Source organism: Helicobacter apodemus, from assembly GCF_003097575.1.
Classification (GTDB): Bacteria; Campylobacterota; Campylobacteria; order Campylobacterales; family Helicobacteraceae; genus Helicobacter_D; species Helicobacter_D apodemus.
In genome coordinates, this window is sequence record NZ_CP021886.1 from 52,108 (window position 1) to 71,485 (window position 19,378).

Consider the following 19,378-nt stretch of genomic DNA (forward strand, 5'->3'; position numbering starts at 1 on the left):
TGAGAATCTTTTTTATTAAGGATAATGAAGGGAGATTTTTAAAAATTCTTTAGATTCTAAGCATTAGGGCTTTGAAAATATAAGCTATAAAGTTACTAAAAGTTACATATGCTTAAACAATCCCTTTTAAAAATTCCAAGTTATGCTTGTATAAATTTCTTTGCCATTAACTAAAAGTGTTTTAGGGTATTTTAGGGCACGAGAGAAAGTTAGGGAGGCTTCTAGGGATTTATAAATTATTTTAGCTCCTACAGAGATTCCTTGTAATTCTCTTCCATAATCCTCTAAGCCATAAGAATTTTTTATGCGTCCTCTATCATAGGCTATAAAGGGTTTGATATGCTTAAGATTAATTCCTAATTCATTCCTTAAATAAAATCCTTTATCTCCTTGCAATCCATTATTTTGGAATCCTCTAATAGTCGTATCATCGCCAATATAGAGCTTTTCATTAGAATATAAAATATCTTTGGTGAATTGTCCGCTAAAATCTATCTTATAGTAATAAGTATTAAAGGGTTTATACCAACTAAGAGAATAAGAATATTTTAAAAATTTTGCTTCAGGTGTGCTAGGGGTGCGATACCATTCATTATCTTTATTGGCTTTAAAATGTTTCAATCCTTGATGTAAGCCCACACTAGCACTCATTAAGCCATTAGCAATCCTACCAAGATAAGAAGATTCCATAGAAATTACCGAAAGCCTCCTTGAGCTAAGGGTTAAGTGATAATTATCTAGCAAATTATCTATTTTCTTTAAAGCAAGATTAACTTTCAAATCAAGTTTTGCGCTTCCATCACGATAAAGGACTTTTGAGAGATAGAGGTTTTGGGTGGTGGAGTCTCCTTGTGCGGTATAGATTCTATTGAGGGCATAAAGCTCTTGTTTATAATGAGAGTTTTCATAGCTATAACCCAAATGATAATACCCAAAAGGAAAGGCAAGGGATAGAATATAGTTTTTAGCATTATTTTTTGTTTTTTTGGGATTAAGACGTTGTTGGTAGTAGAAAAGAAGCGATTCATTGAGCCCTAAGAAGTCTTTTGAATTTAAGGAGATTCTAGCTCTTGCTTTGCCAGTTGTGCTTTGTCCTAGATTGTTATAGTTAAGTTTACCCTCTAAGTCTAATTTTTTAGGAGTTTCAACATTAACAATGCTATATCCTAGTTTAGAGGAGGGATTAATAGAAATCTTTGCTAAATTAGAGAGATTATCCACACCTTGATCAATATCATAGATATTAAAATATTGATTTTTTCGTCTTGGAAAGGTAAGGGTGGATTTTAATAAGTTTTCTTTATCATTAAAAAGGTATTTATCGATTTTGCCCTCTAGCACCCTAAGGGTGAGTTTTGCTTGAGGGGAATTAGCTTGACTTAGATCAACTTTTATACGAGTATTAATATAGCCCTTATTGAGATAGAGATTTTCTAAGTGATGAATAGCTTTTTGCAAGGATTGTATATCCTTTAGAAGCTTGTATTGATTTCTCCATTTTTGCAAGACTTTGGGGGATAAAATAGTATTACCAATAATTGCTATTTCTTCTATGGGGTAGGCAAATTCTTGGTTTTGTAGAGGTGCTTTAGGAGAGGCTTTAAGCGTAGGGATAAAGGACTCCTCAAGCTTTTGGAGCTTTTCTTGCTCTATCCTCCTATTTTCACTTTGATTAAGACTGCTTAAGTTTGCCTCTAAGGCACTAACCCCTAGCCCAAAGAATAAATATAAAAGCTTTGGGGTATTAGAAACTAGAGACAAAAAACAAAGTTTCATTAATATTCCTTTGTTGTATCTTTAAAGAATGTATAATTTAGTGCATATTTTTTATTTTAGTGTTTTGAAAGTTTAGTATTTGTAATTTTCTTATTGTAAATTTGCTTAAAATTTATTAAAAATTATCTAATGGAATATGAGCTTGAATCAATCAGCCTCTACATTATTTGCAAATTTTTTGTAAGACCAATTTGTGGAGATACCATTATCAAGAGCATATAGAAGTTATTATAAGGGTAAAGGATAAGAAATAGATTTGACTTTTACAATAAAAGTTAGTATAATCCCACTCTTTGATTATTGGGGTATCGCCAAGTGGTAAGGCAGCTGGTTTTGGTCCAGCCATTCCGAGGTTCGAATCCTTGTACCCCAGCCATTTTCATTATATTTTTTATAAATTTAGCTTTTAACGCGGGGTAGAGCAGCCCGGTAGCTCGTTGGGCTCATAACCCAAAGGTCGGTGGTTCAAATCCATCCCCCGCTACCAAATTCGCATTTCTCTCAACCTTTATTGACTATTAACTCCACAAGCTTACAGATAAACTCTGTTGTATTTTTACACAAGCATTTATTAAGAATTTAAAATAAATTTAATCAAACTTACATTGAATTTATTCTATAATCATTTATTAATAAAATTTTAAATTAACAAGGTTGATGAATGACTCAAGAAGAATTAGATGCATTATTAAATGATGGTGCTTCAGAGCAACAAATTCAAGAAGATATTCAACCAGATACAGAGGAACTACCACAAAAAGATGAGATGCCAAGTAAGTTTAGGATAGAGCAAGATACGCTTTGGCCACCCCCTCCGCCTAATGCAGAACATAAAGTTATTCATCAACTTGATGATGTAACACAAGATTCAGAAGCAAAAGCCTCACAAACCTTTGATAAATTAGAGGTGATAAATAATGCAGGAGAGGTTATTGAAGAATCCTTAAGTGAGTTTGAAAAATTTATCAATTCCCAAGAAGAAATGCTCCAAAAACTCCATAAAAAGTTTCCCGATTTTCATACTTTCTCACAAAAACTAGAAGAAATTCAACATATAAAAGAAGTATTAAAAACTATTACTAATAATATCCAAGATATTAGCAATGCTGCTTTAGAAGCTATGGATATTATGCAATACCAAGATATTCACCGCCAAAAAATTGAACGCGTTATTAATGTAATGCGTTCTCTTGCTAAATATATGAATTCTCTTTTTGAAAGCAAGATTGATGATTCTAAACGCGTTAGCTCTGCTGTGCATATAGAGGGTGATAATACAGAAAATGTCCTCAATGAAGAGGATATTGAAAAACTTGTATCTAGTCTTAGTAATAATCAATGAAACCCCAAAAAAAGCCGGAGATTCTCTCTCCTGCTGGAAATCTTAAGAAACTAAAAATCGCATTAGAATATGGAGCTGATGCTGTATATGGAGGTGTAAGCCATTTTTCATTACGCAATCGCTCTGGCAAGGAATTTACTTTTGAATCCTTTCGTGAGGGTGTAAAATATACCCACAATAAAGGCAAAAAAATCTATGTAACTATTAATGGCTTTCCCTTTAATTCCCAATTAAAATTGCTCCAATCCCATATTGAAAAAATGGCGGATTTAAACCCTGATGCTTTTATTGTCGCTACACCTGGAGTGATAAAACTTACCCAAAAGATCGCCCCCCATATCCCTATCCATCTCTCCACACAAGCAAATGTCTTAAACATTTTAGACGCCGAAGTTTTCTATGAAATGGGTGTAAGACGCATAATTGCCGCTCGTGAGATAAGTTTAAAAGATGTTATAAGCATTAAAGAGGCATTGCCTAATTTAGAATTAGAGATTTTTATACACGGGAGTATGTGCTTTGCCTTTTCTGGTCGTTGCCTTATCTCTGCTTTACAAAGTGGTAGAGTCCCAAATCGTGGTAGTTGTGCGAATGACTGCCGATTTGATTATGAATATTATGTGAGGAATCCCGACAATGGTGTGATGATGCGATTAGTAGAAGAAGAGGGTGTTGGCACCCATATTTTTAACGCTAAAGATTTGAAACTTTTAGAGCATATTCCGATGATTTTAGAAAGTAATGCCATTGATTCTCTTAAAATTGAAGGACGCACGAAGTCTAGCTATTATGCAGGAATTACGGCTTATGCTTATAAAATGGCAGTAAGGGATTTTTATAAGGGGAGTTTTAGGCAAGAGATTTATGAGCAAGAGTTAGATACCCTAAAGAATAGGGGTTTTAGTGATGGTTACCTTATCCATCGCCCCTATGAAAAACTCAATACGCAAAATCATCAAACCGCCATTAGTGAGGGGAGTTACCAAGTCAATGCCGAAGTAAGCGAAGATGGGAAATTTGCCTTATGTAAATTTACCATACGCCCTAAAGAGGCTAAAGAAATTATTAGCCCTCCTAGCCAGTCTATTAGAGATTGTGAGAATGAATTAGGAAAGATTTTTACTAAAAATGGCAAAAAATTCCTACAATTCCATAAAATACTTTTAGAAAATGGCAAAGAGCTAGAGGCTATCCATAGCGGGAATGAGAATCGTATTTTGCTCCCTGCACCGCTTCCACCTTTTAGTTTCTTGCGTCAAAAGATAGAATAATATTGTTGCAAAGATACGAGTTAGGAAGCTTACTTTATAAACTTAAGGAGTAAATATGCGTAGTGATATTATCAAAAAAGGTTACCAAAGAACCCCCCATAGGAGCTTATTAAGAGCTACGGGACTTCAAGATTCAGATTTTGATAAACCCTTTATTGGTGTAGCTAATAGCTATATTGACATTATTCCCGGGCATTTTTTCTTAAACCGTTATGCCCAAATTATCAAAGAGGAGATTAGAAAAGTCGGTGGTGTGCCTTTTGAATTTAACACAATCGGTGTGGATGATGGTATTGCTATGGGGCATAGCGGTATGCTCTATTCCCTGCCAAGTAGGGAGCTTATCGCAGATTCTATAGAAACCGTGATGAACGCCCACGCACTTGATGCGATGATTTGTATCCCAAATTGTGATAAAATCGTCCCGGGTATGCTTATGGGGGCTTTGCGTGTAAATGTGCCAACCATCTTTGTAAGTGGGGGACCAATGCTTGCGGGCAAACTTGAAGATGGCACAATTTTAGATTTAAACTCTGCCTTTGAAGCGGTAGGGGCATTTGCTAATGGCAAGATTGATGAAAAAAGACTTTATGAAATAGAATGCAAAGCCTGTCCAAGTGGTGGGAGCTGTAGTGGGATGTTTACCGCCAATTCTATGAATACCCTTTGTGAAGCAATGGGTGTAGCATTAGAGGGTAATGGGACAATCCCCGCATTAACCAAGGAGCGAGAGGAACTTCTACGCAAAGCCGCGCGTAGAATTGTAGAAATCGCACTAGATTCTACTTTAAGCGAAAGATTTAAATTCCGCAATGTTTTAAACGCTAAGGCAGTGCATAATGCCTTTGTGGTAGATATGGCAATGGGGGGTAGCACTAATACAATTTTGCATATGTTAGCCATCGCTAAAGAAGCAGAGGTAGATTTTGGACTAGAATCCATTAACCAAATCGCCCAAAATGTCGCACATATTGCCAAAATCGCACCCGCATTAAGCACAATCCATATGGAGGATATTAATAAGGCGGGGGGAGTAAATGCAGTAATGAATGAAATCGCTAAAAGAAATGTAAATCTTACGCAAGATACTAGAATTTCAGAATCTCAAGATTTTAAAAACATAATTTCACACACGATGCCAAAAGATTCTATTTTGTTCTTAGATGCCCTCACTATAACCGGTGAGACTTTAGGCGAGAGGATAAAAAACGCAAAAATCACAGATTCTAATATCATTCGCCATAATGAAAATGCCTATTCGCAAATAGGAGGATTAAAAATCCTCTATGGTAATCTTGCCCTTGAGGGCGCAGTATTAAAAGTAGCCGCTGTAGCAGAGAGTATGAAAGAATTTGAAGGCACTGCAGTTTGCTTTAACTCTCAAGAAGAAGCGATTAAGGGTATTGCAGGAGGTAAGGTAAAAGCAGGGAATGTTGTAGTTATCCGCTATGAGGGACCAAAAGGGGGACCTGGAATGCAAGAAATGTTAAGCCCTACAAGCCTTATTATGGGGATGGGCTTAGGGGAGTCTGTCGCACTCATCACTGATGGCAGATTTAGTGGAGCAACCCGTGGTGGTTGTATAGGACACATTAGCCCAGAAGCTGCAGAGGGGGGATTAATAGCATTAGTAGAAGATGGGGATAAAATCGCTATTTCAGTAAGCAAAGGAAGCTTAGAATTACTTGTAGATTCTCAAACTTTAAAATCCCGTAAAAACAAATGGAATCCCATAAAAAAAGAGATAAAAAGCAAATGGCTAAAAAGATACGCTTTACTTGTAAGCAACGCTGCAAATGGTGCAGTATTAAAAACAGAAATTCCTTAGTATTATTGTATTAATTAAGTAGCTTTATACACTTTTTAGAGAAATTTAGATATAAAGCATAAATAACGGAATAATATTATTCAGAGATTAAAAATATTGATTAAGCAAAAATATTTTAATACTAAGGAGAATAACCTATGCAAAACTCTATGCTTACACTTACAACCTTAATACCCAGCGGGGGGGGGGGCAAAATAATGCCTCATTCTACTCCTATAGAGACTATCAAGGTTAATGTTAAAGATTATGTTTTAAACTTAGATTTTAAGAGTAATGTTAAAACATTAGATTCTAAAAGTAATCCTAAACCTTTAGATTCTCAAAGTAATCCTAAACCTTTAGATTCTCAAAGTTTAAATATGAACTTTGATTATAAATATTCTAAACTTTTAAATCCTAAAGTTTTAGATTCTAATCTCAATACAAAAGCTATGAATCCTAAACCTTTAGATTCTCAAAGTTTAATCTCTCAATTATTTAATCCTAAGTTTTTAGATTCTAATTCTAATCTTAAACCTCTATACTCTAGGATTAATGTTAAAACATTAGATTCTAATCCCAAAATAAGAGATATTAATTTTAAATTATTAAATCCTAAATCTCTAAGCCCCTCTTTCCTCTCTTTAATCTGTGCAAGTGTTTTATTAACTATTCCTCATAGTATTAGTGCTAAAGATAATTGGGTAGCAATAGGTAATGATACTTTAGATACAACAACAGATACTAATGCTAATAAAGTAACAAAAGCACTTACTAATAAACAAATTTCTGCTTCACAAACTAAAGAATATAAAAACTTAGAAATTACTAATACTGGGAGTATTACTAATACAAATGCTAACTATGCTATCAATATTCAAAATAATGCTACGATAGAGAGTATTACCAATAAAGGATTAATTAGTGGGAGTGGGAATCATAATATTAGTATTAATACAAGCTCTATCCAATCTTTTGAAAATATTGGAACCATAACTAATACTAATACTGGTAAATTTAACTTTAATATCACTCAAGGAACTATTGATAACTTTAGCAATAGTGGAATAATAGATTCTAAAGGTTATGGTATTGCTTTACAACCTAATACTACCATTACTAATTTTAACAACACAGGAACTATTCTTGCTAAAGAAACAAGTGGTAGAGATGCGGTATTTATTAATAAAGCTACCATACAAACCTTTAGTAATGAGGGATTAATTAAGAGTGAGGGTAACAGAGGAGTAGGGATTAATATTTTAAATGGGACTAGCATTACTAATTTTGAGAATAAGGGGACGATAACTGCTAGTAATAATACTGGTATATATGTTAGAGGAGGAATTATTAAAACCCTTATTAATGAGGGAAGTATAATTTCTGCTGGAGCTAACTCAACATTTTATTCAGGTATCTCGCTAGAAGGTGGAGGAACCATTGAAAATATTATTAATATAGGAACTATAAGATCAAATGGTTTTGGTATTGATGTAGCTTTTAATGGTAAATTTGGAAACCTCATTATGAAAGATGGAGCTGTAGTGCATGGAAATCTTTCAGGTATTGCAGTAGGAGTAAACCAAACTCTAGGAGAACTTGAAATTAGTGGAGCTAATACTAAGATTAGTGGGGGTGAAAATGGTATTAGCTTACAACCTGGATCAAAAGCCCAAAAGATTACTATCAAAGATGGAGCTAAGATAGAGGGAGGTTATAGTGGAATCAACCTTTGGAATAACGCTGACCTTAGTGGAGATATGAACATATCAGGTGTTGGCTCTATGATAAAAGGAGGAAGCGACGCAGGTATTTTTAATGAGAATTCTAATATAACTGGTAACATCACTATATCAGATGGTGCAACTATAACCGCTACTTCAGGTAAAGCCATTTGGAATAATGGGAATGCTACCCTTAGTGGAGGCATTACCATAAGTGGTGCTAATACAAAACTAGAGGGAGATATTGTTAATGCTGATAATGCAAAGATAGGGAGTGAGATAAAGATAGAAAAAGGTGCTAGTGTTAATGGAGGATTAGTAAATAATGGTAATGCTTCTATATCAGGGAATATTACTATTGATGAGAGTAGTAAGCTTAACTCTATTACTAATACTTCAAGTAATGCTAATGCTATTACAGGAAGTATTGAAACTAAAAGTAGCACTCCTTTAGCTATTTCTAATTCTGGAAGTATTGGAGGAGATATTAAAACAGCAGGAAATGCTGAATTAAAAATTAACAATTCAGGAAGTGGTAGCATAGGAGGCTCTATCACTGCTAGTGGTAATGCCCCTATTAGTATTACTAATTCTGATAATGCAAAGGTCGCAGGAAATATTGAAGTAAGTGGAGATGCTCCTATCGTTATTAAAAATGAAGGGAATGCTACCTTACAATCAGATATTATTAACTCTGGTTCTGGAAATCTCTCCCTTAGTAATACAGGGAATGCTAGTATAGGGGCTAATATTAAAAATAATGGAAGTGGTAGTTTAAGTATTAGTAATACAGGTAAAGTTAGTGATACTACGAAAATAGAAAGCAATGGAAGTGGTAAAGTAGAAGTTGAAGAATGGTTAGTCTCTACAAATTCTCAAGGAGAGGTTAAACCTTTAGAAATAACAGGAACTAATTTAAGTGTTGTAAGTGTTTCTAATGTTACCTTTGATGCAGGAAATATTACTAATCTCTCTTCTTTAGTTCAAGATCCTAAAAATGTTATTAATATTGATACTTCTCAAGATACTAATATAAGCAATCCTGCAGAGATTAATTCTAAAGTCTTTGCTAAAGCAGAATTTAAAACCAATGATCCTAGTGTTAATGTTAATGTTGATGCTTTAAGTAAAACTCTAAGCTTTTCTGTTGATGCTGCTAAGACTTCAGCAGCAGCATTAGGAAAAACACTCATTAGTAATACCCAAGCTAGAGCAAACTTTGTAAATGCTGTAATGGGTAATGCTATGAATGCGGTGAATTTAATCCATAATCAAGGAAGTGCTAATGTGTATTCTAACTTTAATAAGGCTTATGAGGAAGGAGCTATTTATGCAAACTTTGATAATTTAGGGAGTGATGCTTTACTTAGATCTAGTGAAACTAAAGATAAGAATCATTTAGCCTTTATGCTTCCTTATATCTCTAAGAGTAATACTTCTTTAAATGGAGGATTAACTTCTAAAGGACATACTAAAGGAGTAATCTTTGGTTATAGTTATTTAAATCCTAACAATAAAGATATTTATGGGATTTATGGAGGATATGATGATTTTAGTTCTAAAACTTATCCTTCAGATATTCTAGCTTTAAATAATAGAACCTATTATGCAGGAGTTAGGTATTATCATCCTTTTAATTATAAAGATTATGAACTCTTTTCTAAATTCTCTTCACAATTTGGTTTAATACAAAATGATATTTCTGAAAGGGTAGGACAAACAGAATTTAAAGGAGAACCTAAATCTTATGCTTATGATGCTAATGTTAATATGGGGATAAATATTAAGCTTAATACTAAGCATACTTTAACTCCAGAGATAGGTTTAGGTTATAATGGAGGATATTCTAAAGCTTATACGATGAGTAATGCCATCAATACTATTACAAGACGCAATTATACCCATAAGATGAATTTATTTAAAACTAAAACCTCTCTTTCTTTTTATAGTGATTGGCATAAACATTTTAAGACTTTAGTGTATGCAGGAGTAGATTGGACTATGAATCCTAATGTAGATAATCCTAAAGGGAGATATTCTAATATAGGGTATTATGGAGGAGGAGAGAGTAAATTAGATAATTTAGAATATGCTTTAGGGACTACTTTAGTTATTCCTTTAAATGATGCTTTTTATTTCTCTTTAAATTATGGAATGAATGGGACTAAGAATACCACTATGCATACAGGGTATGGGAAGTTTAATTATATGTGGTAGGGGATGTGTTAAGGATTTGGAGATAAGGATAAATAAAATAATGCCTTTTAGGTATAGTGGGCTATATTTAAAGCAAAATCTTTAAAAGGTAGTATGGTATAGGGAGTTCCTAAATTTTCTCCTTTACCTTGTTGGTTAAGTGTGAGGATTAAGAATGTATCACAATATTCCCGCTCTTTAGTTATTTTATGGAGTTTTTGTTCTAAAGTTTGTTGTTGGATAAAGGGCATACATAAGATTCCCAAAGAAGAATTTGGTAGATAAAAATTGAGTTTATCGGTAAAAAAGATTTCTTGTTTTAAACCATAAAAAAGCTCTAAAAATACCATATTTTCAAAGAGCGAATGGAAGTTTCTCTCAAAACTAAAGGCATTTTTCAAAGTAAAATCATAAAAATAAAGTTTTTTTGCGGATAGTTTATGCTCAAATTTTTCCACCCAAAAGAGCATTTTGCTTTTTTGTAATAAGGAGCAGTATTCATAAAATCTATCTTTAGAGAGTTTTGTATCTTTTTTGATTTTTAAATAAATTTGGTGCAAAGAGACTTTTAAGCCAAGGTTTAAAATGAGATTTTTTAATATGCAAAAATCTGTTGGATTAGGGTTAATGTTTTGGAGGGATTGTGCCTTGTTGTAATCATTATAAGATTCCCCTTCCCATAAATTGCCATATTTGATAAAATGGCTTAAGGCGTCTTCTAAATGGTATTTATGGATTTGTTGATATTCTTGAAAACTAAGCGGAGGGATATGTATGTAATGAAAGTTTTTTATTGCATAGGGAATTTGTGAAATAAGTGTGAGATTTGGAAGTTTAGGGAGTGTGAAGTATGGTTCATAATTATCAATAATTAAGAGATCAATATTTTCTTTTTGGCAAAAGGATTGAATATCTTGAAAATCCTTATTAGGGTTTAATCTCGCATCTTTTAAGTTTATATACATTTTTTTTAATGAAGGGATATTTTGGTAATAATGAAGGATGAGATTAGTTTTGCCTAACCCTTTGCCCCCATAAATAAAATTAAAATTTTTTAAAGGTAGGGGTAAGTTTCTATTGTTTTTGCAAAATGGCTTAGGGTAGGATTGTAATATTTTTTCTAAAAGCATAATGAGCCTTAATAAAGAAATGAGTGATATATTTTATGCTTTTCCTTTTAAAAAGGAAATAAAATATAAAAAAACTTCAAAAAATATTGCTAAAAATCAAGAATATAAGTATAATCTCAGCTTCCAAAACATTACATCAAGCTTAATTTGGTGAGTTCTTTGAAGGAAATATTATGGAAAAAATTAGACTTAAGCTAAAAGCATACGATCATCGCGTCCTTGATAGGTCGGTTGTTTCGATTGTAGAGGCGGTGAAAAGAACAGGTGCAGAGATTCGTGGTCCTATTCCACTTCCAACAAAAAAAAGACGTTATACGGTCTTAAAATCTCCCCATATTAATAAAGATTCAAGAGAGCAATTTGAGATTCGTGTTCATACAAGGATTATTGATATAGTTTCAGCGACATCAGAAACAGTGGATAGCCTAACAAAATTAGATATGGCACCAGAGGTCGATGTTGAAGTCTGTTCAATGGGTAAATAAGGGGTATTAATGGAATTTTTAGCAGAAAAAATTGGAATGAGTAGAACGATTGCGAAGCCTAGTATTCCTGTAACTTTATTAAAAATAAAACCTATGAAAGTCTGTGAAGTTTTAGAGGATGGAAAGGCTATTGTTGCTTATCATCAAGGAAAATCACTCAATAAAGCTATTGCAGGTCAGCAAAAAAAATATAATCTTGATAAAGAATATAATAAATTTGCTACGCTTGAAGTGGGTAATACACAAGCGGGTGATTTGGATTTATCTTCCTTAGAGAGTGCAAAACGCGTTAAGGTTTCTTTTAATACCAAAGGGAGAGGTTTTAGTGGCGTTATAAAGCGTTGGAATTTTCAAGGGGGTCCTGCAGCACACGGCAGTAGATTCCATAGAAGACCGGGGTCTATTGGGAATCGTGAGTGGCCAGGACGCGTTCAGCCGGGTAAAAAAATGGCAGGGCATTATGGGAATGAAAAAGTAACCGTTCAAAATGAGGTTGTATCTTTTGACAAAGAACATAATTTGCTTGTTTTAAAGGGGTCTATTCCCGGTTTTAATGGTGCATTTGGCAAATTAAAGATTATAGGTTAAAGGTTGTGAAATGAGTAAAGCAATTATTTTAAATAAAGATTTAAACAAGAGTGGGGAAGTAGAATTACCAGAAAGTTATAAAACCATCAATTCTCACAATCTTTATCTTTATGTGAAGTCATTTTTAGCTTCTTTGCGGACTAATAATGCTTTAGCAAAAACCCGTGGTAAAGTCAGTGGTGGTGGCAAGAAACCTTGGAGTCAAAAAGGCGGCGGTAGAGCAAGAGCTGGAAGCATTACTTCGCCTGTATTTGTAGGTGGTGGTGTGGCTCATGGTCCAAGCAATAATAGAAATTACAATTTAAAAATCAATAAAAAACAAAAAAAACTTGCTTTGCAATATGCTTTACAAGAAAAAGCTAATAATAGTAGTTTGTTTGTAGTGGATAAAATTCAAATAGAAAGTGGTAAAACAAAAGATGCTTATGCTATGTTTAAAACATTAAATCAAAGGAATATTCTTTTGGTATCAAAAATTTTTGATGAAAAAACATTTTTAGCATTTAGGAATATCAAGGATTGTTATTTAATTGATGGTGTTGAGCTTAATGCTTACTTGGTAGCAACATTTAAATCTATAGTGATTGAAAAATCACTTTTTGAATCCATTACTAAAGAGGATTAAAAATGGCAAGTATTACAGATATAAAATCCATTATGTATACAGAAAAATCTTTAAAACTACAAGAACAAAGTGTTTTGGTGGTGCAAACCTCTCCAAAGATAAGTAAAACACAACTCAAAGAAGTTTTTAAAGAATATTTTGGCGTAACTCCTTTATCGATTAACTCTCTAAGACAAGAAGGAAAGGTTAAAAGGTTTCGTGGTGTTATTGGTAAAAGAAATGACTTCAAGAAGTTTTATGTCAAGCTTCCTGAAGGTGCTAAAATTGAATCATTAGCGGTTTAAGGAGTAAAAAATGGCAATTAAAACTTATAAACCCTATACTCCGAGCAGGAGATTTATGAGTAATTTAAGCTCAGAAAATATCACAGCTAAACCTAGTGTAAGAAAGTTATTAGTAAAGCTTCCTGTATCTGCAGGTAGAAATAATAATGGACGCATTACAAGTCGCCATAAAGAGGGTGGGGCTAAAAAGCTTTATCGGATTATTGACTTTAAACGTAATAAATTTAATGTTGAAGGTAAGGTAAGTGCTATAGAATATGATCCTTATAGGAATTGTAGAATCGCTCTTATTACTTATCAAGATGGCGATAAGCGGTATATTATCCAGCCAAGTGGTTTAAATGTGGGTGATAAAGTAATCTCTGCAGAGAGTGGGCTAGATATTCGTTTGGGCTATGCGATGAAGGTTAAAAATATCCCTATTGGAACGGTTGTGCATAATATTGAAATGCACCCTGGAGCCGGAGGACAACTTGCAAGGAGTGCAGGTGCTAGTGCTCAACTTATGGGTAGAGAGGGTAAATACTCTATTTTAAGAATGCCAAGTGGTGAGATGCGATATATTTTAGGTGAATGTATGGCAACTATTGGTGTAGTGGGTAATGAAGATTTTGCTAATATCTCTATTGGTAAGGCAGGACGTAATCGTTATTTAGGCATTAGACCTCAAACAAGGGGAAGTGCTATGAATCCTGTTGATCACCCACATGGTGGTGGTGAAGGTAAAACGGGTTCTAGCGGGCATCCAGTCTCTCCTTGGGGTATGCCAGCAAAGGGCTATAAAACAAGAAGAAAAAAAGCAAGTGATAAGCTTATTATTTCAAGAAGAAAAAAATAAAGGAAAGTAAATGGCTAGATCAATAAAAAAAGGTCCTTTTGTTGATACGCATTTGATGAAAAAAGTTATCAAAGCAAAAGAAGCAAAAGAGAATAAACCGATAAAAACATGGTCACGTAGAAGCACAATTATTCCTGAAATGATCGGATTTACTTTTAATGTTCATAATGGAAGAGCTTTTGTTCCTGTATATGTAACAGAAAATCATGTTGGCTATAAGTTAGGAGAATTTGCACCTACTAGAACTTTCAAAGGACACAAAGGAAGTGTCCAAAAGAAAATTGGTAAGTAGGGGGATAGGATGAGTAAAGCATTATTAAGATATATTCGCCTTTCTCCTACAAAGGCACGATTAATTGCAAGAGAAATTCAAGGAATGAATGCTGAATTAGCAATTGCTTCTTTAGAATTTATGCCAAATAAGGCTGCAAGAGTTATTTCTAAAGTGATTGCCTCTGCCGTTGCTAATGGTGGTTATGAGGCTGAAAATGTTGTTGTCTCTTCTTGTAGGGTAGATGCGGGTCCTGTGCTTAGACGTTTCACACCAAGGGCAAGAGGTAGAGCAACTCCAATTCGAAAGCCTACTTCACATATTTTTGTGGAAGTAGCACAAAAAAATAAGGATAAGTAATGGGTCAAAAAGTTAATCCAATTGGTTTAAGACTTGGAATCAACAGAAATTGGGAATCCCGTTGGTTTCCATCATTTACAAGTGCTCCGCAAAATATTGCAGAAGATCATAAAATTAGAAAATTTTTAAAAAAAGAGCTTTATTATGCAGGTGTAAGTGATATTTTAGTTGAAAGAACCGCAAGGAAGATTCGCGTAACGGTTGTCGCTGCAAGACCGGGAATTATCATTGGTAAAAAAGGTGCAGATGTTGAGAAGCTTAAAGATTCTCTTAAAAAAATTGTTAATAAAGATGTTTTTATTAATATTAAAGAGGTTAAGAAGCCCCAAAGCAATGCACAATTAGTTGCTGAAAGTGTAGCAACGCAGCTTGAAAGAAGAGTAGCGTTTCGTCGAGCAATGAAAAAAGTTATGCAAAGTGCAATGAAATCCGGTGCAAAAGGTATTAAGGTTAGGGTTTCTGGGCGTTTAGCAGGTGCTGAAATGGCAAGGACAGAATGGTATATGGAGGGAAGAATTCCTCTTCATACTCTGAGGGCTAAAATTGATTATGGTTTTGCTGAAGCTTTAACGACTTATGGAAATATTGGTGTAAAGGTTTGGGTTTTTAAAGGTGAAGTTTTGCAAAAGGGAATCCAAGTAGAGAAGCAAACTGAAGAGGGCGAAGAAAAAACTCGCTCTACAAGAAAGAGAAGGGGGAAATAACTATGTTGATGCCAAAGAAAACAAAATATAGAAAACAAATGAAAGGAAGAAATAGAGGAAAAGCATCTCGTGGAACTTCCTTAGCATTTGGTGAATTTGGGATTAAGGCTATTGAGCATGGTAGAATTGATTCACGACAGATTGAAGCAGCGCGTATTGCTATGACTCGTGCGACGAAAAGGTCAGGTATGGTTTGGATTCGTGTTTTTCCTGATAAGCCTTTAACCGCTAAACCTCTTGAAACTCGTATGGGTAAAGGTAAAGGTGCTGTTGATAAATGGGTTATGAATATTAAACCCGGTAGAATTATTTATGAAATGGGTAGCGTAGATGAAGCTTTAGCAAGAAATGCTTTATCTTTGGCACAGAGCAAACTCCCTTTTAAAACAAAAATAGTAACTAGAGAGGGTGAAAATGAAATATACTGAGATTAATCAAAAAGATACCACAGAGTTATTAAAACTTTTAAAAGAGAAAGAATCTCTTTTATTTGAATTAAGATTAAAGTTAAAAACTATGCAACTTACAAATTCTAATGAGATAAGGGTAGCTAAAAAAGATATTGCAAGAATCAAAACTGCTCTTAATAGCAAAAGGAGGGTAGAAGTATGAGTGATACACAACCACATAAAAGGATTATTATAGGAAAGGTTGCTACTAAATCTGGTGATAAAAGTGTTACTGTTTTAGTCGAGAGACGCGTGATTCACCCAAAATATAGAAAAATTGTTAAAAGATTTAAACGTTATATTGTTCATGATGAAAATAATAGTGTAAAAGTAGGTGATGTGATTGAGGCTATTGAATGTAAGCCATTATCTAAAAGAAAAGCTTTTACACTTCATAAAGTAGTATCTGTAGGAGTTGAATTATGATTCAAAGTTTTACACGATTAAATGTTGCCGATAATAGTGGTGCAAAAGAAGTTATGTGTATTAAAGTATTAGGTGGAAGTAAAAGAAGGTATGCAACCGTTGGGGATATTATCGTAGCTTCTGTAAAAAAAGCACTTCCAAATGGTAAGGTTAAAAAAGGACAAGTTGTAAAAGCTGTGGTTGTCCGCACTAAAAAAGAATTGCATAGAGAAGATGGGGCACTTATCCGATTTGATGATAATGCAGCAGTAATTTTAGATAGCAAAAGAGAGCCTATTGGAACGCGTATTTTTGGACCCGTTGGAAGAGAGATTCGTTATGCTAATTTTATGAAAATTGTATCCTTAGCACCGGAGGTATTATAATGGTCAAATGCAGGATTAAAAAAGGTGATATGGTAGAGATTATTGCTGGAGATGATAAGGGTAAAAAAGCAAAGATTTTGCGTGTTTTTCCTAAAACTTCTAAGGTTCTTGTTGAAGGTTGTAAAGTAGTGAAAAAGGCTATTAAACCAAGCGATAAAAACCCAAAAGGCGGTTTTATTCAAAAGGAAATGCCTATTCATATTTCAAATGTTAAAAAAGCGGAGGAATAGTCTATGTATCAATTAAAAGCCGCCTATAAAAATGAAATTAAAAAGAAGCTTTTAGAAGAATTAAATATCAAAAATCCTATGTTACTACCTAAGTTAGAGAAAATTGTTATTAGTGTTGGTGCTGGAGAATACGCTAAAGATACTAAAATTATGCAAAATATTGCAGATACTATTTCTTTAGTGGCTGGACAAAAGGCTGTTATTACCATTGCTAAGAAATCTGTTGCGGGATTTAAAATCCGTGAGGGAATGCCAATGGGTGTAAAAGTAACTTTAAGGGGTAATCAAATGTATAATTTTTTAGAAAAATTAATCGTTGTTGCTTTACCTAGGGTTAAAGACTTTAGAGGCATTTCTAGAAATGGTTTTGATGGTAGAGGAAATTATAATTTTGGCGTCAATGAACAATTAATTTTTCCAGAGGTTGTGTATGATGATATTATGGTAAGCCACGGTATGAATATCACTTTTGTTACTTCAACAACAAATGATAAAGAAGCCTTTAAACTTTTAGAATCTTTTGGCTTACCTTTTGCAAAAGGAAGAATAAATGGCTAAAAAATCAATGATTGCAAAGGCTAATAGGAAGCCTAAATTCAAAGTTAGAGCTTATACGAGATGTTCTATTTGTGGGAGACCACATTCTGTTTATAGGGATTTTGGTGTTTGCCGTGTCTGTCTTCGTAAGATGGGAAATGAGGGTTTAATACCAGGACTTAGAAAAGCAAGTTGGTAAAGGGAAGAATATGGTAAATGATATTATTGCAGATTCATTAACAAGAATACGGAATGCTAGTATGAGGCGATTAGATACTACCACTTTATATTATGCCAAAATTGTAGTATCAATTTTAGAAGTTTTTCAAGCAAAAGGTTTTATTGAAGGTTATAAGGTAATAGAGCAGAATAAAAAGCAATCTATTAATGTTGTTTTAAAATATGATGAGAAAGGTTATTCTGTTATTAATGAAATAACCCGTATTTCGAAGCCTGGAAGACGTGTCTATAAAGGTAAAGATGCATTAAAGCGTTTTAAAAATGGTTATGGGACTATTGTTGTTAGCACTAGCAAAGGTGTTATTGCAAATGATGAAGCGTATAAAGCAAATGTGGGTGGTGAAGCCCTTTGCAGTATTTGGTAGGAGTTTTAAATGTCAAGAGTTGGAAAAAAGCCTATTAGCATTCCTAATAATATTCAAGTTAGCATTGAAGGAAGCAAAATAGTTTTTAAGGGTGCAAAACTTACCAAAGAGTTGGAAACTTATGGTCGTGTTGGTATTACCCATAAAGAAAACGAATTAACTTTTTCACTCAATGGAGAAAATGCACAAGCTAGAGCTTATTGGGGAACTTATAGAGCCTTAGCAAATAATATTGTAGTTGGTTTAACAGAGGGCTTTACTAAGCAATTAGAAATTAATGGCGTTGGTTATAAAGCAGCCATTAAAGGTAAAGTTTTAGAACTTGCACTTGGTTTTTCTCATCCTATTAATTATGATATTCCAGAGGGTGTTGAAATTAGTGTTGATAAAAACTTAGTGGTTATCAAAGGTTCTGATAAGCAACAAATTGGGCAAATTGCTGCGGAAATTAGAGAATTTAGACCCCCAGAACCTTATAAGGGTAAGGGTGTGAAATACATTGATGAACGCATTATTCGTAAAGCTGGAAAAACTTCTAAAAAATAAGGATAGATTATGACAGATAAGATTATTAAGAAAAAAAGAAGTTTAAGATTAAAAAGAAAATTAAGAATCCGCTCCCAAATATTTGGTAATGCTAATATTCCTAGATTAAGTATCTTTCGCTCTAATAGATATTTTTATGCACAAGCTATTGATGATATTAAGGGTATAACTTTAGCAAGTGTGGATGGTAAAAAAATGGGTTTAAAAAACAATAAAGAAGATGTGAAAAAAATTGCTATTGCTTTAGCGGATAATTTAAAAAAGATAAATGTTGCAGAAGTAGTTTTTGATAGGAATGGTTATTTATATCACGGAGTTGTTGCAAGTTTTGCGGATTCTCTTCGTGAGAGCGGAATTAGTTTGTAGGGGATAATATGGAAATCAATAGAGAAGATTTTAAAGAAGTTGTTGTAAATATTGGACGTGTAACAAAAGTAGTAAAAGGGGGTCGTAGATTCCGTTTTAATGCTTTAGTTGTAGTAGGGAATAAAGAAGGCTTAGTTGGATTTGGGCTTGGGAAAGCAAAAGAAGTTCCTGATGCTATTAAAAAGGCTATTGATGATGCTTTTAAAAATATTATTAAAATTAATATTAAAGGCACAACCATAGCACACGATGTGCAACAAAAATATAATTCAAGTATTATTTTACTTAAGCCAGCAAGTGAGGGAACAGGAGTTATTGCAGGTGGATCAGTGCGTCCAGTTTTAGAAATGGCGGGGATTAAAGATATTTTGACAAAATCTCTAGGTTCAAACAATCCTTATAATGTTGTTCGTGCAACTATTGATGCCCTTTCTAAAGTAAAGGTATAAGGGA

The 19,378-nt window shown here is 33.7% G+C and carries 25 protein-coding genes and 2 tRNA genes; 25 read left to right on the forward strand and 2 right to left on the reverse strand.

What is annotated here, in order from left to right; translation table 11 throughout:
• Positions 1-126: 126 nt before the first annotated feature.
• Positions 127-1,776, reverse strand: a complete 1,650-nt coding sequence (locus CDV25_RS00220; protein ID WP_108910265.1) for a ShlB/FhaC/HecB family hemolysin secretion/activation protein — start codon at positions 1,774-1,776, stop codon at positions 127-129.
• 301 nt (positions 1,777-2,077) lie between these two features.
• On the opposite strand from CDV25_RS00220, the gene CDV25_RS00225 reads away from it, so the two are divergent.
• From CDV25_RS00225 to CDV25_RS00250, 6 genes are all read left to right on the forward strand, one after another.
• Positions 2,078-2,152: transfer RNA gene (locus CDV25_RS00225), tRNA-Gln, on the forward strand.
• 34 nt (positions 2,153-2,186) lie between these two features.
• Positions 2,187-2,263: transfer RNA gene (locus CDV25_RS00230), tRNA-Met, on the forward strand.
• A gap of 174 nt (positions 2,264-2,437) precedes the next feature.
• Positions 2,438-3,118, forward strand: a complete 681-nt coding sequence (locus CDV25_RS00235; RefSeq protein ID WP_108910274.1) for a chemotaxis protein — start codon at positions 2,438-2,440, stop codon at positions 3,116-3,118.
• Positions 3,115-4,389, forward strand: coding sequence for a peptidase U32 family protein (locus CDV25_RS00240; protein WP_108910275.1), 1,275 nt, complete (start codon positions 3,115-3,117; stop codon positions 4,387-4,389). The genes CDV25_RS00235 and CDV25_RS00240 overlap by 4 nt, the downstream gene beginning before the upstream one ends.
• A gap of 55 nt (positions 4,390-4,444) precedes the next feature.
• Positions 4,445-6,217 (forward strand): dihydroxy-acid dehydratase, encoded by a 1,773-nt coding sequence (ilvD, locus tag CDV25_RS00245; protein ID WP_108910276.1) that lies wholly within the window; start codon positions 4,445-4,447, stop codon positions 6,215-6,217.
• Positions 6,218-6,354: 137 nt separating this feature from the next.
• Complete coding sequence (locus CDV25_RS00250; protein WP_108910277.1) at positions 6,355-10,137, forward strand: autotransporter outer membrane beta-barrel domain-containing protein; 3,783 nt, start codon at positions 6,355-6,357, stop codon at positions 10,135-10,137.
• Between the two features lie 47 nt (positions 10,138-10,184).
• Here CDV25_RS00250 and CDV25_RS00255 read toward each other — a convergent pair whose 3' ends face one another.
• The gene (locus CDV25_RS00255; RefSeq protein WP_108910278.1) at positions 10,185-11,246 is read right to left on the reverse strand and encodes an ATP-binding protein; all 1,062 of its coding nucleotides are present in this window, start codon (positions 11,244-11,246) and stop codon (positions 10,185-10,187) included.
• Positions 11,247-11,419: 173 nt separating this feature from the next.
• On the opposite strand from CDV25_RS00255, the gene rpsJ reads away from it, so the two are divergent.
• The 19 genes from rpsJ to rpsE are packed head-to-tail and all read left to right on the forward strand — an operon-like array spanning position 11,420 to position 19,374.
• Positions 11,420-11,731 carry a 30S ribosomal protein S10 gene (rpsJ, locus tag CDV25_RS00260; protein ID WP_108910279.1) on the forward strand — a complete coding sequence of 104 codons (312 nt, stop codon included), beginning with the start codon at positions 11,420-11,422 and terminating at the stop codon, positions 11,729-11,731.
• A 9-nt stretch (positions 11,732-11,740) separates the two neighbouring features.
• Complete coding sequence (rplC, locus tag CDV25_RS00265) at positions 11,741-12,319, forward strand: 50S ribosomal protein L3 (protein ID WP_108910280.1); 579 nt, start codon at positions 11,741-11,743, stop codon at positions 12,317-12,319.
• A gap of 10 nt (positions 12,320-12,329) precedes the next feature.
• Positions 12,330-12,944 carry a 50S ribosomal protein L4 gene (gene rplD / locus CDV25_RS00270; RefSeq protein WP_034552065.1) on the forward strand — a complete coding sequence of 205 codons (615 nt, stop codon included), beginning with the start codon at positions 12,330-12,332 and terminating at the stop codon, positions 12,942-12,944.
• A gap of 2 nt (positions 12,945-12,946) precedes the next feature.
• Positions 12,947-13,228: a 50S ribosomal protein L23 gene (locus tag CDV25_RS00275; protein ID WP_034552063.1), complete on the forward strand. Its 282-nt coding sequence runs from the start codon at positions 12,947-12,949 to the stop codon at positions 13,226-13,228.
• Positions 13,229-13,238: 10 nt separating this feature from the next.
• The gene (gene rplB, locus CDV25_RS00280) at positions 13,239-14,066 is read left to right on the forward strand and encodes a 50S ribosomal protein L2 (RefSeq protein WP_034552061.1); all 828 of its coding nucleotides are present in this window, start codon (positions 13,239-13,241) and stop codon (positions 14,064-14,066) included.
• A gap of 10 nt (positions 14,067-14,076) precedes the next feature.
• A complete protein-coding gene (rpsS, locus tag CDV25_RS00285; protein WP_108910281.1) occupies positions 14,077-14,358 on the forward strand; it encodes a 30S ribosomal protein S19 in 282 nt (93 codons plus the stop codon).
• Between the two features lie 9 nt (positions 14,359-14,367).
• The gene (gene rplV / locus CDV25_RS00290; protein WP_108910282.1) at positions 14,368-14,697 is read left to right on the forward strand and encodes a 50S ribosomal protein L22; all 330 of its coding nucleotides are present in this window, start codon (positions 14,368-14,370) and stop codon (positions 14,695-14,697) included.
• A complete protein-coding gene (rpsC, locus tag CDV25_RS00295) occupies positions 14,697-15,401 on the forward strand; it encodes a 30S ribosomal protein S3 (protein ID WP_034552053.1) in 705 nt (234 codons plus the stop codon). Before rplV ends, rpsC begins: the two co-directional genes overlap by 1 nt.
• A gap of 2 nt (positions 15,402-15,403) precedes the next feature.
• A complete protein-coding gene (gene rplP, locus CDV25_RS00300) occupies positions 15,404-15,829 on the forward strand; it encodes a 50S ribosomal protein L16 (RefSeq protein WP_034552051.1) in 426 nt (141 codons plus the stop codon).
• Entirely contained in the window at positions 15,816-16,013 is a 198-nt protein-coding gene (gene rpmC / locus CDV25_RS00305; RefSeq protein ID WP_108910283.1) for a 50S ribosomal protein L29, read from the forward strand. The genes rplP and rpmC overlap by 14 nt, the downstream gene beginning before the upstream one ends.
• A complete protein-coding gene (gene rpsQ, locus CDV25_RS00310) occupies positions 16,010-16,276 on the forward strand; it encodes a 30S ribosomal protein S17 (protein WP_034552047.1) in 267 nt (88 codons plus the stop codon). The genes rpmC and rpsQ overlap by 4 nt, the downstream gene beginning before the upstream one ends.
• The gene (rplN, locus tag CDV25_RS00315; protein WP_034552044.1) at positions 16,273-16,641 is read left to right on the forward strand and encodes a 50S ribosomal protein L14; all 369 of its coding nucleotides are present in this window, start codon (positions 16,273-16,275) and stop codon (positions 16,639-16,641) included. The genes rpsQ and rplN overlap by 4 nt, the downstream gene beginning before the upstream one ends.
• Positions 16,641-16,871 carry a 50S ribosomal protein L24 gene (rplX, locus tag CDV25_RS00320; protein ID WP_034552042.1) on the forward strand — a complete coding sequence of 77 codons (231 nt, stop codon included), beginning with the start codon at positions 16,641-16,643 and terminating at the stop codon, positions 16,869-16,871. Before rplN ends, rplX begins: the two co-directional genes overlap by 1 nt.
• A gap of 3 nt (positions 16,872-16,874) precedes the next feature.
• Positions 16,875-17,429 carry a 50S ribosomal protein L5 gene (gene rplE / locus CDV25_RS00325; RefSeq protein ID WP_034552040.1) on the forward strand — a complete coding sequence of 185 codons (555 nt, stop codon included), beginning with the start codon at positions 16,875-16,877 and terminating at the stop codon, positions 17,427-17,429.
• Positions 17,422-17,607: a type Z 30S ribosomal protein S14 gene (locus CDV25_RS00330; protein WP_034552038.1), complete on the forward strand. Its 186-nt coding sequence runs from the start codon at positions 17,422-17,424 to the stop codon at positions 17,605-17,607. Before rplE ends, CDV25_RS00330 begins: the two co-directional genes overlap by 8 nt.
• 10 nt (positions 17,608-17,617) lie before the next feature.
• Positions 17,618-18,013: a 30S ribosomal protein S8 gene (gene rpsH / locus CDV25_RS00335; protein WP_108910284.1), complete on the forward strand. Its 396-nt coding sequence runs from the start codon at positions 17,618-17,620 to the stop codon at positions 18,011-18,013.
• Positions 18,014-18,022: 9 nt separating this feature from the next.
• Positions 18,023-18,559: a 50S ribosomal protein L6 gene (rplF, locus tag CDV25_RS00340; protein WP_108910285.1), complete on the forward strand. Its 537-nt coding sequence runs from the start codon at positions 18,023-18,025 to the stop codon at positions 18,557-18,559.
• Between the two features lie 9 nt (positions 18,560-18,568).
• Positions 18,569-18,925, forward strand: a complete 357-nt coding sequence (rplR, locus tag CDV25_RS00345; protein WP_108910286.1) for a 50S ribosomal protein L18 — start codon at positions 18,569-18,571, stop codon at positions 18,923-18,925.
• A gap of 8 nt (positions 18,926-18,933) precedes the next feature.
• A complete protein-coding gene (rpsE, locus tag CDV25_RS00350; RefSeq protein ID WP_034552029.1) occupies positions 18,934-19,374 on the forward strand; it encodes a 30S ribosomal protein S5 in 441 nt (146 codons plus the stop codon).
• The last annotated feature ends 4 nt before the right edge of the window (positions 19,375-19,378 follow it).